Here is a 15182-nt window from a genome sequence, read left to right on the forward strand (position 1 = left end):
ACCGCCCGCCCCAGGGGCGGTCCGGCTCTGTATCCGGTTCGAAAGGGGGGTTATCACCCACGGCGCGACGGCATGGATCTCCGTGCGTGCCAGGTGAGCTGGCAAAGCCTGTCGACGCCGGAAAGAAACGGCAGCCGACTGCGCGGCACGGCCCGGTCACCGATGCGGTCACCGAGCACGGCACCCCCCTACCGCGCGTCCCACCCCGGCCCGCCGCGGCCTCGAGCCCTCCCCTGAGCCGCTTGCCGACGTACCGATGCGGGAGATGTATGACGGTATTGACGATTGAACCCGTATGGCAAGACCTGGAAGCAGGTCTCACGTTTTTGTTGGTTTGCCGCCATCCGTGCTTCTTGTGGGGCGTTTGCACGCGGCGCCGGTCCCCCGGACCGTTCCGCTTTGCCCCCCGAAGCCCAAGATGCCGGGCCTCAATGTGACGCAGCCCGCAGGAGAGCGTCAAGGGCGCACTGATGTGCGCGCTGACTTTCGTCCGATATTGAATGACTGTCAGCCATTTCTTGGCATGGACACTTCCTGTCAACGCGCGTAGCCGCTACCACGGTTGTAGCGGAGATCCTGCTATAGGAGGTTCCATGAGACGTTCCCGACTTGTCGGCTTCCTGAGTTCGCTCCTCCTCGCCGCCGGCGCCGCCCTCACCGGGGCCGCGTCCGCTCAGGCGGCCCAACCCGCCGCAGCCGACGGCTATGTGGCGCTCGGCGACTCCTACTCCTCCGGGGTCGGAGCGGGCAGCTACATCGGCTCCAGCGGCGACTGCAAGCGCAGCACGAAGGCCCATCCGTACCTGTGGGCCGCCGCCAACTCACCTTCGTCGTTCGACTTCACCGCCTGTTCCGGCGCCCGTACGGGTGATGTTCTCGCCGGACAGCTCGGCCCGCTCGGCTCCGCCACCGGCCTGGTCTCGATCAGCGTCGGCGGCACCGACGCCGGCTTCTCCGACGTCATGATGACGTGCGTGCTCCAGTCCGACAGCTCCTGCCTGTCGCGGATCGCCACCGCGAGGGCGTACGTCGACTCGACACTCCCCGGCAACCTCGACAGCGTTTACTCGGCCATCCGCGGCAAGGCGCCCAGCGCCCGCGTCGTCGTCCTCGGCTACCCGCGCTTCTACCAGCTCGGCGCCTCCTGCATCGGCCTCTCCGAGACCAAGCGGAAGGCGATCAACGACGCCTCCGACCACCTCAACACCGCCATCGCCAAGCGCGCCGCCGACCACGGCTTCACCTTCGGCGACGTACGTCCCACCTTCACCGGCCACGAGATCTGCTCCGGCAACTCCTGGCTGCACAGCGTGAACTGGCTCAACATCGGCGAGTCGTACCACCCGACCGCGGCCGGCCAGTCCGGCGGCTACCTGCCGGTCCTCAACGGCGCCGCCTGACCGGAAGCGGAAGGAGAAGGAGAGGGGGAGAGGGAGGGGGAAGCCCCGCCCGTCGGGGTCTCCCCCTCCGTCCCCGTCCCCGTCCCCGTTCCACAGGCCACGGAGAACGCCACCGAGTTCGACGTGGTCTCCACCGGAGACCGCACCTCCACGCGGACGGCACTCTCGAACGTGCCGCTGTCGTTGTTAGTCGTCACGACGACCGTGTCCTGCCGTACGCGGTCACCTCCCGCGGGGAAGGACAACGTCTTCCACCCCGGGTCGGAGACCGACCCGTCCTCCGTCACCCAGCGGTAGCCGAGCCGCGCGGGCAGCCGCCCCACCGTGAACGTCGCCGTGAAGGCGGGTGCCAGGTCGTGCGGCGGAGGACAGACCCCCGAGTATCCGGTGTGCGAGCCCGCCACGGAGACCTTCACCGACTGCGGTGCGGGACTGCTCTCCGTGCTGTGGCTGCCGGAGGCCGACGGGTTCGGCTCCTCACTCGACTCCGTCCGGCTCGGCGCGGCCGAACTCGCCCCAGGGCCCCGGCTTCCGCCCGAACCCTCCGTACCGCCACCGCCGTCCGAGCGGTTCAGCAGCGCGTACGTCACTCCGGCCAGTGCGAGCGCGAGCACCGCCAGCCCCAGGACCAGCACCGCACGCGCGCGCCGGTCCCGGCCCCCGGGCGAGGTGGGCGCGGACCGGGCGGCCGTCGCAGTCGCCGGCCCTGGCCCCGGCCCCGGCATCGGCATCGGCATCGGCATCGGCATCGGCGGAGTCGGCCGGACCGGCTCCGGACGGGCCGCGACGGTGGGGGCGTACGCGCCGGCCGGCACCGTGTCCGCCGTCGGCGCACCGCCCCCGGCTCCCAGGACCCGCAGCTCCCGCTCGGCACGCTCGGCCGGGAGCCGTTCCGCCGGGTCCTTGCGCAGCAGGCCCTCGATGACGGGCGCGAGCGCGCCGGCCCGGTGCGGCGGCGGCAACTCCTCGTCGACGATCGCCCGCAGGGTGCTCAGCGGGGTGTCCTGACGGAAGGGCGAGGCGCCCTCGACCGCCGTGTAGAGCAGCACGCCCAGCGACCAGAGGTCGGACTCGGGACCGGGCGTGCGGCCCAGCGCCCGTTCCGGAGCGAGGAACTCGGGCGAGCCGATGACCTCGCCGGTCATGGTCAGCGCCGAACTGCCCTCGACCATGGCGATCCCGAAGTCGGTGAGCACCACCCGGCCGTCGTTCGACAGCAGCACGTTGCCGGGTTTCACGTCCCGGTGCAGCACCCCCGCCCCGTGCGCGGCCCGCAGCGCGGCCAGCACCTCGGCACCGATCCGCGCGGCCCGCGGCGGTTCCAGCGGGCCCTCGGCCCCCAGCAGGTCGGCCAGCGACAGCCCGCGCACCAGCTCCATCACGATCCAGGGCCGGCCGCCGTCGGTGGCCACGTCGTACACCGTGACCACGTTGTGGTGGGCGACCCTGGCGGCGGCCCACGCCTCGCGCTCCAGCCGCGTGTACATCCGGCGCACATCGGTCTCCGGCAACCCGGCGGGCGCGCGCACCTCCTTGACGGCGACCTCGCGGTGCAGCACCTCGTCGCGGGCGCGCCACACCGTGCCCATGCCGCCCTCGCCGAGGGGGGACAGGAGGCGGTAGCGGCCGTCGATCACGCGCTCACCGCCGGGTTCTCCGGACACCGGCGCCCCCTATGAGGTCTCGCGCGGACATTCCCCGCAACGGGCCCGAATCACTCCCGCATGCATCCCAAAAGTAGCTCAGCCGAGTGCGGATGCGGCCCCCCTGAACACCAATCCGGCCCCGAGGACCACCACGACGAACGCCGACCCGAGGGGAGTGGCCCGGCGCACCAGCCCGGCCAGCGGGCCCGACGTCCACCGGGGACGCCGCCGCAGCAGGCGGCTCGCGCCGCCGCCGAGCCGCACGACCGCGGCACCGGCCGCGGTGAGGGTGAGGGCGAGCCCGACGCCGTACGCGAGCACGAGGAGGAGGCCGAACCAGGCCTGGCCGAGGGCGGCCGCGCCGACGAGGACCACCACGGCGGACGGACTGGGCACGAGCCCGCCGGCGAATCCGAGGAGGATCGTGCCGCGGAGGGAGGGGGAAGTGGGGTGGGTGTGGGTGCGGGAGCCGTGACTGTGGCTGTGACCGTGGTCGTCGCCGTGACCGTGACCGTGACCGTGACCGTGACCGTGGTCGTCGCCGTGGTCGTGGTCGTGGTGGTGGTCTTGGTGGTGGCTGTCGGCATGGGCGTGCGCGTGGCCCCGGTGACGAAGCGCGCGGCGCAGCAGGCTCGCGCCCGCCAGCGTCACCAGGACACCGCTGGCGATGCCGAGCCAGGCGACGACCGAGGGCGCGGCCGCCGAGCCCGCGGTGACCAGGAGGCCGAGGGCGACCACACCCAGGGTGTGCGTGACCGTCACCGAGGCGGCCATCGGCAGGACGTCCTTCAGCCGGGCCCCGCCTCCCCGGGCGGCGGCCGTCGCGGCCATCAGCGTCTTGCCGTGGCCCGGCGCGAGCGCGTGCATCGCGCCCAGGGCGACCGCGACGACGAGGGCGAGGCCTGCGAAGCCGAGTGTCAGGTCGTGCCGGGCGACCAGGGAGTCCAGGGCGCGGGTCCAGCGGTCGGCGCCCCGGGGCAGGACGGAGGCGGCGGGGGCGTCCTGCTGCCGTTCCCGGTCCAGCGCGGGCCCGCCGGGCCGGACGCGCAGGGACGCGCTCGCGGTGTCGGCCGGGGAGGAGAGCAGTTCCTCGGGGTAGCGGGTCAGTTCGCGCGAGACGGATGCCGTCGCCACGTCCGACTCGGTGAGCGTCATGCTGTCGCCGCGCGCGGTGATCTCGCGCCAGCCGGGACCGGACGAGGCACCGGCGGCCCGGAAGCCGACGGTCGCCTCGGCGGCCTCGGGCATCGGCGCGGTGAGCCGGCATTCCAGGCGCAGGGTGTCGAGCCCGGCCTGACCGGGCCGCACGCGAGCGTGGCTGCGCTGCGCGGTGAGGCCGACCGCACGGCCGTCGACGGTGAGCCCGCTGTCCCGGGCGGCCTTCGCACAGCGCTGCCGGGCCCACTCCGCGATGCCGAGCCGTTCGACGTCGGGGCCGGCCTGGGTGGCCGGGATCTCCGCGAGGTCCTCGACGTGGTCGACGCGCAGTTCGCCGGGGGCGGCGACCAGACCGTCGTAACGGTTGACGGTGAAGTTGCCGAGCGGATGCGCGCTCGCCCCGGCCGAGGGGAACAGGGCGAGGGCGCAGGCCGCGGTGAGTACGGCGGCGCCGCGCGCCAGGAGACGGCGGGAGCGGCGGGGGCCACGGGAGCGGCGGGAGCGGTCGGGGCTCAACGCGCCGTCTCCAGGTCCTTGAGCGCCGTGCGGGCCTCGCGCGCGCCGAGGGGCGAGAAGCCCGGGTTCAGTTCCAGTGCCGCCGTCAGATGGCGGCGGGCGTCCCCGTCCCGCCCCACCGCGCGCTCGATGACGCCCAGATGGTGGAGGAACGCGGCGTTGCGGTAGCCCGTGGCCGTGGCCCGGCGGGCGTACGGCAACGCCTCCGCGTCGCGGCCGCTCACGTGCAGCGCCCAGGCGAGGGCGTCCGCGGTGTGCACGGTGGGGCGGCGGTCCCATTCGGCGCGGGCCGCGCGCAGGGCCGCGTCCTTGTCGCCGTGGTCGGCGGCGGCGAGGGCGGTGTCCAGGTCGACGTTCACGCCGCCGGACCGGGCGAGCGCCGTCCAGGCGTCGACGAGGGTGTACTGCTCGCGGGCCTTCGCCTTCTCGCCCCGCGCCTCGTACAGCTCGCCGAGCGCGACGAGCGGGCCGGGCAGCGGGGAGCGGGCGACGACGCTCTCCAGGTCCCGGACCGCGCCGGCCTCGTCGCCGCTCGCGGCCTTCGCCCGGGCGCGGCCCTCCAGGGCGGGCAGGTGGGTGTCGTCGGCGGCGAGGGCACGGGCGTAGTGGCCGAGGGCGGCCGGGTGGTCCCCCTGACTCCAGGCGAGCCGGCCCAGCCGGGTGGCGACGTACGCCACGTCGGCGGGGGCGGAGGCACCCGCGAGGGCCTGCTCCAGCACCCGCCGCGCGGTGTCCACCTCGCCGCGCAGCTCCCGGACGTACGCGTACCGGGTGAAGACCGGGATGCCCGGCCGCCGGGTGTCGGCGGTGTCGGCGGCCCGTGCCGCGTCGTCGTAGCGGCCGAGTTCGACGAGGGCGTCGATACGGGAGCACAGGGCGCGTTCGTTGTAGGGGTTCGACCTCAGAGCGCGGTCGGCGTACGCCAGCGCGTCCGCGAAGTCGTGCCGGGCGGCGGCGAGGGCGGCGCGGCCGGCGAGGGCCTGGTCGTTGCCGGGGTTCAGGTCCAGGGAACGCTTGAGGGCCTTCTCGGCCCGCGGGTAGCGGGAGGGGTCGCCGTCGGTGCGGGCCTGCTCGACGTAGGCCAGTCCGAGCGTGGCCCAGCCGCCGAAGTCCCGCGGCTGGGAACGGAGCCGGGCCTGCAGGGCCGGGACACCCGCGTCCAGGCCGACGCCGTTCAGCATCCCCGGCCCGCCCCGCGGCACACCGGCCGCCACCACGCCCCGCCCTTCCCGAACTCCGTCGACCGCGACGGCCCCCGCGGTCAGCGCCACGGCCAGCAGTGCGGCACACCCGACCGAGCGCGAGCCCCGCCAGCGCCGCCCGGCCGCGGCGAAGCGCCGCACGGCGGCCAGGCGCCGGCCGGCGCCGGTGACTCCGGCTTCGGCGTCTCCCGTCCCGGGCGGGGGGACGGGAGCCTCGGCCGGTTCACTGACCGGTTCGCTGTCGTTACTGTGCGGGGCCATGCCTCTCCTCAAGCGATCAAGCGATCAAGCGGTGCGAGCGACGTACGGGAGACGGGAGCGGAGGCGGCGCGGCCCGCCGTGGGGGAGGGGAAGGGAGCGGACCGCGCCAGTCGGTGGGGCCGGTCAGTAGGCCCGGCCTCGCATGCGGCGCCACCACGCCAGGGCGCCGCCGATCAGCAGGATGCCGACGGCTCCGGCGCCCGCGGAGGCGGCGATGAGGGTCGTGTCGTCGGAGCCGGCCGGCCGCAGCGCGTCGCCCAGCTGGTTGCGCACGTCGTTGTCCTCGCCGGTGCCGTCGGCGAGCGGACCGCGTGAACCCTCCGTCGGGTTCGCCACGTACGGGAAGGCCTTCCCGAACTCCTTGTCGTTGACGTCGACCGCGTCGCCCAGGTCGTTCGCGGCACCGACCAGCTCGCCCTCGACCACCTGGAGCGCGGCGTCGATCACGTCGTCGGCCAGCCGGCGCCCGTTGGGGAAGCCGGCGTTGTCGCCGTCGAGAACGCCGAGGCGCTTCGGCTCTGCGGCCGGTGCGATCGAGGTGTTGAGGCGCAGTTGCTCCGAGGGCGTGACATGCGGCGGCTGGTTGAGGTCCTTGACGCCCTTGAGGAACACCTCGACGAGGTCGTCGCGCGGCTCGGCGGGCGCCTCGATCTTGTAGATCGCCTCGATGAGCTTCGGCAGCTCGGGGTTGGTGACGTTCGGCAGGAACTGTGCGTCGTCGGCCGGCACGGACGCGTTGAACGTGTCCTTGTCCTTCAGCGGGTTGACGACCTCGTTCACCAGCGGGTTGCCGATCCGTGAGACCTGGGTGAACTCCCCTTGCGCGTTCTTGCGCTGCGTCGTCGACCAGATGCCCACCACCGGCTGCTCGGCCGACTCCACGACCATGGCGGTGGGGACCTGGAGCGCGATCGAGTTGACGTTGTAGCCCTTGAGGGTGTCGTTGCCGACCTCGGACAGGTTTCCGCCGTACAGCAGGTCGAAGACGCGCAGGTCCAGGAAGAACGGGTCGTCGGCCTGCCCGGCGAAGGTCTGCGCCCCGCCGGCCAGCTCGTGGACCGCCTGGTCGCGCAGCGCGCCGTAGTCCGGCATCGACGCCTTGCCGACGTTCGACGGCGCCACCGGCACCTCGTGGGCGATCGTCGTCCGGGAGGCCTCCTTTCCTCCGTGGAGCTTGATGAGGTCGATGTCGTAGGTCTGGGTGATGTTGAGATCCGGGTCGTCGAGACTGGTGACGGGGCCCGTGTTGTAGAGGAACGTCTTGTCGTTCTTCGTGTGCGTGGTAAACGTGTACCGGAACACCAGATCGCCCAGCGCGTCGCCGTTGTTGTCGACGTGCAGGTCGTACTGGGCGTCCTCCGCGAAGGTGAAGAAGTTCGGCCCGCCGGCCGGTTCCTCGAACGGGGTCCAGTTCGCGACGAGCGTCGTGGTGTCCGGCCGGTCCGGGCTCACGAAGGCGTACAGGTCCGTGTTGTCGTACTGCGGGGTCCCCGAAATCAGCGGGGCCTCCCGATGACTGGAGGCGGACGCCGCCCCAGGTTCCAGCGCGGTCACGCCGGCGGCCGCGAGACCTCCGGCGGCCAGCGCGCCGCAGACCAGCGTGGCCACGCCCCGGCGGCGCCCCGCGCCACCGCTTCCGGAGATAGGTGTCATGCCGTCCGTCCTCTGTGCCGATGAGCCGACTTCCCTGACGCACCGGCATTCGGAGCGCTCCCCGACCCGGATTGGCCGGCCCCGGAAAGAGCCCCGAAAGAGCCCCGAAAGGACCCGGAAAGAACCGGAATGATGAAGCCGGATGGGCGCGGGAGGGGCCCGGAATCCCCTTCCGCGGCCAACACGTGCCCGGCCGACCCGCGTTTTCCGTCCGCCGATCCGTAACTCCTGCGGAGGGCGCGCACGCTGCGCGCGCCCGGTGGTGACGGACGGGCCGGGCGCGGCCCGCGGTGAGAGGGGGACCGAGTGGGGGCGGACGAGCTGCTGATGCTCGTGGCGGACGGTGACCAGAAGGCCTTCGAGGAGCTGTACGGGCTGGTCTCCGGACCGGTGTTCGGACTCGTACAGCGCGTGGTGCGCGACCCCGCCCAGTCGGAGGAGGTGGCGCAGGAGGTGCTGCTCGAACTCTGGCGGTCCGCCGCCCGGTTCGACCCGCGCCGGGGAAGTGCCCTGTCCTGGATCCTCACCGTCGCCCACCGCCGCGCCGTCGACCGGGTGCGCAGCGCCCGCGCGGCCGGCGAGCGCGAGCAGCGCGAGGCCCGCCGCGCCCACCATCCCGCCTTCGACCAGGTCTCCGAGGAGGTGGAGGCCGGCCTCGAACGCGAGTGGGTGCGCCGTTGCCTGGACCGCCTGACCGCACTGCAGCGCCAGTCGGTCACCCTCGCCTACTACGACGGCTACACCTACCGGGAGGTCGCCGAGCGCCTCTCCCTTCCGCTGGGCACGGTGAAGACACGGATGAGAGACGGACTCAACCGCCTGCGCGACTGCCTGGGAGGCACCGCATGAGCCTCTTCGGCCGGCTGCCGCGCCGCGGCGACCTCCACTCGCTCGCAGCCCCGTACGCCCTGGACGCCCTCGAAGGCGCCGAACGGGTCCGCTTCGAGCGGCACCTGGAGGGGTGTGAACGCTGCGCCGCCGAGGTGCGGGCGCTGTCCGAGGACGCCGTCCGGCTGGCCTGGTCCACGGCCGCCCCGGCACCGGCCGACCTGCGCGGGCGGGTCCTGGCCGCCGTACGGAGCACTCCGCAGGAGCCCGCGCCCGGGCCCGTGCGCCGGCTGCCGCCGCACGTGTGGGGCGTCCAGCCGCCGCCGGCGCGCTCCCGCGCGTCCCGGCCGCGCCCCCTGCTGGTGCCCTTCGCCACGGTGACGGCCGCCGCGGCGCTCGTGGTCGCCTCGCTCTTCGCCGTCCAGGCGAACCGGACACAGGGCGAACTGGACACCGCGCGGGACCGGGCACGTGAGATCGCCCACGTTCTGGCCGCGCCGGACGCCCGCGCGACGAGCGGCGAGGACGACCGGGGCCGCAGTATCGGAGTGGTCGCCTCCGCATCCGAGGGGCGCGCGGTCGTCACCCTGAGCGGATACGGGGACCCGTCCGGCGGCCGAGTGCACCAACTCTGGCTCATGCGCCCCGGCGCCGTACCGCGCTCCCTCGGGCTCTTCGACGGCGACACACCCCTGGTCGCCTCCGGCCTGAACCGGGCCGCCACCTCACTGGCCGTGACGATCGAGCCCGACGGGGGCTCGGCCCGCCCGACGAGCAGGCCGGTTGTCCAACTCACCCTGGAATCTGCTGGATTCGGAGAGTAGTCGTCAACCCCCTTACGGGGAAGGTGAATCCTGTGACCGCGATACACGCATGCCGTACCGGGGCGATAGGGTTACTCTGCCCGGGCCGGGTGGACTCGTACGGGTGGGGAGTGACATGGAACAGATAACAGTGCGCAGCAGGGCAAGGGTCCCTGCGATCACTTGCGGAAGCAGCGCGGCCAGCTCGCGTCTCGACCGTCATCTCGCGGTGCTCGGAGGACCTGCCCTCCCGCAACGGGAGACGGTTGAGGCGACGTCGCTGATGCGTGAGCTGACCGCGCGTGAGCCCGCGCACAAGCGCAGCAGCAGGGGCGCCAGGGTGCGCCGGGTCTCGCTGTTCGCGCCGTTGCGCCGACTGCGCCGCTCGCTGTTCGGCGGCAACTAGGCCCGCGCGTCGGCGGTCACACCGACCCGGCGCGGTGCCGCGCAGTCCGTCATCCCCACGGCACGCAGCGGCGCCCCGGTGTGCTCCCGAGCGCGGGTAAACCTCCCTACGCCTCGTACCCGTTCGTACGTCCGTCCCTTCCGTACGTCCGTCCCGTCGATTCCCACCCGGCGTGGCGCCCGCCGGCGGCCCGCTCAGCCCTCTCCGCGCGCGTACCGGCGTACGGCGAGCGGGACGAAGACCGCGAGCAGCACCGCGCACCAGGCCAGCGACCCGGCGACGGGATGCGCCACCGGCCAGGCGGCTCCCTCCGGCACGGGCGCGTTGCCGAAGAGATCGCGCAGCGCCGTGGTCACCGCGCTGATCGGGTTCCACCCGGCGACCGTGCGCAGCCGGCCCGGCAGTCCCTCGGTCGGGATGTACGCGTTGGACAGCAGCGGCAGGATGAAGGTCGCGCCGCCCGGTTGACCGGCGGCCTCCTCGTTCCGGGTGAGCAGCCCCAGGAATATCCCGACCCACGTCGTCGCGAACCGGAACAGCAGCAACAGCCCCACGGCACCCACCGCGCCGAGTCGGGCGGGCCTACAGCAGCACCAGCTGCCCCTCCGGCCCCTCCTCCCGGCCGTCCAGCACGGAGGCCGGCCGGTGGGCCGCCGGGGGCGCCGGCAGGACGCCCGCCTCGCGCAGCTCGGCCGACGTGATCCCGTCCGTCACGGTCAGTTCCCGGCACCGTGGCCGCAGTTCGGCGAGCAGGGCGAGGACCGTGATCAGCTCCAGCAGCTCGGACGTCCAGGTCTGCGGCCAGGTGGCCGGGCGGATCGCGGCCAGCGTGCCCGGCTCGCCCTCGGCGGTACGGGCCGCGAACCACTGCTCCAGCACCCGCACCCCGCCCACCTCGAAGTCCCAGGCACCGGGCGGCACGGGGGAGACCCGGCCCTCTTCCAGGTACAGGGCCTCCTCGTCCCGGTCGTAGCGCAGGGTCAGCGGCCGCGCGGGCAGTGGTGCGCGGACGTACGGGCGACGGCCGCCGGGCAGCTTGGGGCGCTCCCCGTCGCGGCGCATCAGCCACAGGGCGCGCCGGCCCAGGCCGACACCGCGCTCCCACAGCGCGGGGTCCGCGGTCAGCGGGACGACGGAGCCCTCCCGCACGGTCGCCACCGCCCAGGCCAGCACGTCCCCCGGCGCGGGACGCCGGCCGAGCCGGGCGGCCAGGTGGTCGAGGAGGCCGGGGGCCAGGTTCGGCTCCGTCCCGCCGGGACGCCGGTACAGCGGGCGCACCCGGGCTCCGCCCAGCAGCGGCAGCCGCGAGGTCGCGACGAGCAGGGGAGGGCCGGCGGCGCCGGGTGCCTCCACGACGAAGACCTGCCGCTCGTCCGCCACCCGCCACAGCTCCGGACGGGCCGCGTCGATCAGCCGGTGGTCGGGAATGAGCCACTGCTCGTCGAAGGGTGCGCGCAGCACACGGACCGGCTCCGGACACGGCCCCGAGGCGCGCGCCAGCTGCTCGGTGCCGCCGGCCCCGCCCGGCAGCTGTCCGACCGCCGTGTGCGCGGTCCGCGAACGCGTCGGCACCAGCATGCCCTCACGGTCGGGCCCCTCGGCCTTCATCAGGGCGTCCCAGCGGGCTTTGAGGGACGCCGCGTCGGGTGCCGTCGGCCACCCCCGGCCGAGCCGCGGCGGTGCGACGGACCACGGCATGAGGTCCGCCAGCGGCGGAGCGTCGTCGTGCGTCACGCTGGGCATCGTACGACGGGGCGCCCGGGCCTCACGTGGCATCCAGGGTGACCGTGAACGAGAAGCGGTCCCCCCGGTAGTGGATGACCGCCACGTCCAGCACCCGTCCCGCCGTGTCGTACGTGATGCCCGTGTAGTGCAGGATCGGGCTGAGCAGCGGGACTTCGAGCAGCCGCGCCGTCTCCGGGTCCGCGAGCCGGGCCTCCACGGTGTCCGTGATCCGGCTGATGTCCATGCCCACCACGTCCCGCAGCACCTTGGTCATCGGCCAGCGGGCCAGGTCGTCCACGTCGATGCGGGCGGCGACCTCGGGCCGGACGTAGTTGTGGGCGTGGTTGGTGGGCTCACCCGTCTTCTCGTCGCAGCGCAGCCGGTGGTACGTCGCCGTCTCCGCCAGGTCCGGGAAGAACTCGGCGAGTTCGGGCGGCACGGGCCCGGTGCCGTGGCCCAGCAGCTCGGCCTTCATGCCGGACTGCTGGGCCACGATCGCGTCGACCGAGCCCAGCAGCCGCACCGGGGCGCCCCGCCGGGCGTCGGGCTCGATGAACGTGCCGCGTCGGCGGTGCCGGGTGATCAGCCCTTCGTCCTCCAGCTCCTTCAGCGCCTGTCGCATGGTCAGCACGCTCACCCCGTAGTGACCGGCCAACTGCTCCTCCGTGGGCAGGCGCAGCGGGTCCCGGGGCGAGCGGCCCAGTATCGAGGCGCGCAACGACTGCGACACCTGGTACCACAGCGGCAGCTTGCGGTTCAGGACGATGGAGTCCGGGGCGAAGGAGGTCACGGGCCATCCGTACCGGTAGGGAATCCTCAGTGCAAGGGGCGGAAGTGACGCTCCAGGCCCTGCCAGACGTCGTCGTAGCCCTGCTGCAGGTGTTCGGCGCGGGCCGCGTGGGGCGTGAGGGTCACCGGCCAGCGCGTCTCGAACATGAACGCCAGCCCGTCGTCGATCCGCTGCGGCTTCAGCTCGGCCGCGCTCGCCCGGTCGAAGGTCTCCCGGTCCGGACCGTGTGCCGACATCATGTTGTGCAGTGAGCCGCCGCCCGGCACGAAACCCTCCGCCTTGGCGTCGTAGGCGCCCTCGATCAGGCCCATGTACTCGCTCATCACGTTCCGGTGGAAGTACGGCGGCCGGAAGGTGTCCTCGCCCACCATCCAGCGCGGCGCGAAGACCACGAAGTCGACGCCCGCGAGGCCGGGGGTGTCCGACGGAGAGGTCAGCACCGTGAAGATCGACGGGTCCGGGTGGTCGTACGAGACGGTGCCGATGACGTTGAAACGGCGCAGGTCGTAGACGTACGGGACATGGTTGCCGTGCCAGGCGACCACGTCCAGCGGGGAGTGGTCGTAGGTCGCGGTCCAGAGGTTGCCGCAGAACTTGTTGACCACCTCCACCGGGCCCTCGACGTCCTCGTAGGCGGCGACCGGCGCCATGAAGTCCCGCACGTTCGCCAGGCCGTTGGCGCCGATCGGGCCGAGGTCGGGGAGGCGGAAGGGGGCGCCGTAGTTCTCGCAGACGTAGCCGCGGGCCCCCTCGTCGAGCAGTTCCACCCGGAAGCGGACCCCGCGCGGGATCAGCGCCACATGGCCGGGTTCGGCGTGCAGCAGTCCGAACTCGGTGCGCAGCAGCAGGCCGCCGCGCTCCGGAACGATCAGCAGCTCGCCGTCTGCGTCGCTGAAGACGCGCTCCATGGAGGCCGTGGCGTGGTACAGGTGCACGGCCATGCCGGTGCGCTGGGCGACGTCGCCGTTGCCGCCCAGCGTCCACAGGCCCGCCAGGAAGTCGGTCCCCGCCTCCGGCTCGGGCAGCGGGTTCCACCGCAGCCGGTTCGGATCCGGCACGGCCTGGGTGAAGGGCGCCGTGCGGATCGCGCCGTTGCCCGCGCGGGTGTACGCCGGGTGCGCGGCCGACGGGCGGATCCGGTACAGCCAGGAGCGCCGGTTGTCCGCCCTCGGCTCCGTGAACGCCGTGCCGCTCAGCTGCTCCGCGTAGAGCCCCAGCGGCGCCCGCTGCGGCGAGTTCCGGCCCTCGGGCAGGGCGCCCGGAACGGCCTGCGAGCTGTGCTCGTTGCCGAAACCGGACAGGTAGACCAGCCCCTCCGCCGTCTTCCGCGCGTCCCCGCTCATTGATCGCTCCCTCGCAACCCGATTCCCACCCGATTCCTATGGGACACCGTAGGATTGCGGTTTCCCGCGCGCAAGAGGTCGTAGGGGGTTCTGGTCCACGCGGGTAGTCCCGGAGGAGGATGACCGGAACCAGACCCCCGGGGGATCCGGACTGTCGGACCGGTGTTCTAGTCTCCCGTCATGTCGTGGATGCGGGGAGTACTCGCCGTGCTCGCGGTCTGTGTCCTCCTGCTGACCGGACCAGTTGGCTGCGGCTCCAGTGATACGGGCGGTACGGGCGAACCCGGTGCCCGGGACTCCGCCACGCCGGAGGGCAGGCTGCTCGACGTCACCGACGCGGAGGGCCGGCGCTACCGGGAAGTGGACGGTGAGCGCGCTCCCGAGGTCGGTATCGAGGTACAGCCCGAGACCGACGACAGCTGGGTCGTGCGCCTGACCGTCCGCGACTTCAGGTTCTCGCCGACCGGGACGGAGGCGAAGGCGGTGGCCGGCCGCGGCGTCGCCCACCTCTTCCTCGACGGCGACCTCCTCACCCGCCTGCGCGGACCGGAGTACCGCCTCGCCGCCGGCCTCGTGCCCCGCGGCACCCACCAGCTCACGGTCCGCCTGTACGCCGACGACGGCACCGTCTGGGCCGTCGACGGCGAACCCGTCGAGAGCACGGCGGACATCACGGCGTCGGACGCGGAGCCCACGGAGCCGGGGGGGAAGGAGGGCCAGTCGCTTCCCGCCCGCACGGCGGTGCGGTGAGCGGAGCAGGTGGCCACCGCCGTACTGAAGGTCACAGTTCACCGGACCGCGGCGGAAGGGCATCATGAAGACCGTGTCCCACGCGACCTCGCTCCGCCGTGCCCCCGTGCAGCGGCGCAGCGCCGAACGGCTGACCCGGATCCTCGACGCCTGCGCGGACCTCCTAGACGAGGTCGGCTACGACGCCCTGAGCACCCGGGCCGTGGCGCTGCGCGCGGACGTCCCCATCGGCTCCGTGTACCGCTTCTTCGGCAACAAGCGGCAGATGGCCGACGCGCTGGCCCAGCGCAACCTGGAGCGCTACGCGGAGCGCGTGGCCGAACGGCTGACGGAGACGGGCGACGGCGGCTGGCGCGGGGCGCTGGACGCGGTGCTCGACGAGTACCTGGCGATGAAACGGACCGCCCCCGGCTTCTCGCTGATCGACTTCGGCAACCAGATCCCGGTCGGCGGCCGCCACACCGTCCCCAACCACCGCGTCGCCGACCGGCTGACCGAGCTGCTCTCCGGCTACCTCGGCCGCCGCCCGGACGACGATCTGCGCCGCACCTTCCTCGTCGCCGTGGAGACGGCCGACGCCCTCGTGCAGCTCGCCTTCCGGGTCGCGCCGGGCGGGGACGAGAAGATCATCGAGGAGGCCCGGGAACTGCTGCGGGCGTATCTGGGGCGGGTGCTCGACTGACGGGGCGGTGCCCCACGGT

At 73.4% G+C, this 15182-nt stretch carries 13 protein-coding genes and 1 pseudogene; 6 read left to right on the forward strand and 8 right to left on the reverse strand.

What is annotated here, in order from left to right; all coding sequences use genetic code 11:
• Positions 1–593: 593 nt before the first annotated feature.
• Entirely contained in the window at positions 594–1400 is an 807-nt protein-coding gene (locus ACIQ1J_RS18055; protein WP_403557720.1) for an SGNH/GDSL hydrolase family protein, read from the forward strand.
• Here ACIQ1J_RS18055 and ACIQ1J_RS18060 read toward each other — a convergent pair.
• The 4 genes from ACIQ1J_RS18060 to ACIQ1J_RS18075 all read right to left on the reverse strand — a co-directional run bounded on the left by ACIQ1J_RS18060 (position 1370) and on the right by ACIQ1J_RS18075 (position 7836).
• Positions 1370–3064, reverse strand: coding sequence for a serine/threonine-protein kinase (locus ACIQ1J_RS18060; protein ID WP_403557722.1), 1695 nt, complete (start codon positions 3062–3064; stop codon positions 1370–1372). The genes ACIQ1J_RS18055 and ACIQ1J_RS18060 overlap by 31 nt on opposite strands.
• Positions 3065–3142: 78 nt before the next feature.
• Entirely contained in the window at positions 3143–4720 is a 1578-nt protein-coding gene (locus ACIQ1J_RS18065) for a sulfite exporter TauE/SafE family protein (RefSeq protein WP_403557724.1), read from the reverse strand.
• Positions 4717–6183 (reverse strand): tetratricopeptide repeat protein, encoded by a 1467-nt coding sequence (locus ACIQ1J_RS18070; protein ID WP_403557726.1) that lies wholly within the window; start codon positions 6181–6183, stop codon positions 4717–4719. Before ACIQ1J_RS18070 ends, ACIQ1J_RS18065 begins: the two co-directional genes overlap by 4 nt.
• 123 nt (positions 6184–6306) lie before the next feature.
• The gene (locus ACIQ1J_RS18075; protein ID WP_403557728.1) at positions 6307–7836 is read right to left on the reverse strand and encodes a DUF4331 domain-containing protein; all 1530 of its coding nucleotides are present in this window, start codon (positions 7834–7836) and stop codon (positions 6307–6309) included.
• 306 nt (positions 7837–8142) lie between these two features.
• Here ACIQ1J_RS18075 and ACIQ1J_RS18080 point away from each other — a divergent pair, with 306 nt between their 5' ends.
• From ACIQ1J_RS18080 to ACIQ1J_RS18090, 3 genes are all read left to right on the forward strand, one after another.
• A complete protein-coding gene (locus tag ACIQ1J_RS18080; RefSeq protein WP_403557730.1) occupies positions 8143–8685 on the forward strand; it encodes a sigma-70 family RNA polymerase sigma factor in 543 nt (180 codons plus the stop codon).
• Positions 8682–9488, forward strand: a complete 807-nt coding sequence (locus ACIQ1J_RS18085) for an anti-sigma factor domain-containing protein (RefSeq protein ID WP_403557732.1) — start codon at positions 8682–8684, stop codon at positions 9486–9488. The genes ACIQ1J_RS18080 and ACIQ1J_RS18085 overlap by 4 nt, the downstream gene beginning before the upstream one ends.
• 115 nt (positions 9489–9603) lie before the next feature.
• Positions 9604–9873, forward strand: a complete 270-nt coding sequence (locus ACIQ1J_RS18090; RefSeq protein ID WP_345638409.1) for a hypothetical protein — start codon at positions 9604–9606, stop codon at positions 9871–9873.
• Between the two features lie 194 nt (positions 9874–10067).
• On the opposite strand, the pseudogene ACIQ1J_RS18095 reads toward ACIQ1J_RS18090, so the two are convergent.
• From ACIQ1J_RS18095 to hmgA, 4 genes and pseudogenes are all read right to left on the reverse strand, one after another.
• Positions 10068–10445: pseudogene (locus ACIQ1J_RS18095) on the reverse strand (ABC transporter permease); the annotation flags it as partial.
• A 10-nt stretch (positions 10446–10455) separates the two neighbouring features.
• A complete protein-coding gene (locus ACIQ1J_RS18100) occupies positions 10456–11616 on the reverse strand; it encodes a type ISP restriction/modification enzyme (protein WP_403557734.1) in 1161 nt (386 codons plus the stop codon).
• Positions 11617–11638: 22 nt separating this feature from the next.
• On the reverse strand, positions 11639–12388 hold the full coding sequence (locus ACIQ1J_RS18105) for a GntR family transcriptional regulator (protein WP_210961806.1): 750 nt from the start codon (positions 12386–12388) through the stop codon (positions 11639–11641).
• A 26-nt stretch (positions 12389–12414) separates the two neighbouring features.
• Entirely contained in the window at positions 12415–13731 is a 1317-nt protein-coding gene (gene hmgA, locus ACIQ1J_RS18110; RefSeq protein WP_403557736.1) for a homogentisate 1,2-dioxygenase, read from the reverse strand.
• A 180-nt stretch (positions 13732–13911) separates the two neighbouring features.
• Here hmgA and ACIQ1J_RS18115 point away from each other — a divergent pair, with 180 nt between their 5' ends.
• Together ACIQ1J_RS18115 and ACIQ1J_RS18120 are read left to right on the forward strand one after the other, a co-directional pair.
• Positions 13912–14481, forward strand: coding sequence for a hypothetical protein (locus ACIQ1J_RS18115; RefSeq protein WP_403557738.1), 570 nt, complete (start codon positions 13912–13914; stop codon positions 14479–14481).
• 64 nt (positions 14482–14545) lie between these two features.
• The gene (locus ACIQ1J_RS18120) at positions 14546–15163 is read left to right on the forward strand and encodes a TetR family transcriptional regulator (RefSeq protein WP_403557740.1); all 618 of its coding nucleotides are present in this window, start codon (positions 14546–14548) and stop codon (positions 15161–15163) included.
• The last annotated feature ends 19 nt before the right edge of the window (positions 15164–15182 follow it).

Origin of the sequence: Streptomyces sp. NPDC097107 (assembly GCF_044762405.1) — a bacterium.
In the GTDB taxonomy this organism is placed as follows: Bacteria; Actinomycetota; Actinomycetes; order Streptomycetales; family Streptomycetaceae; genus Streptomyces; species Streptomyces thinghirensis.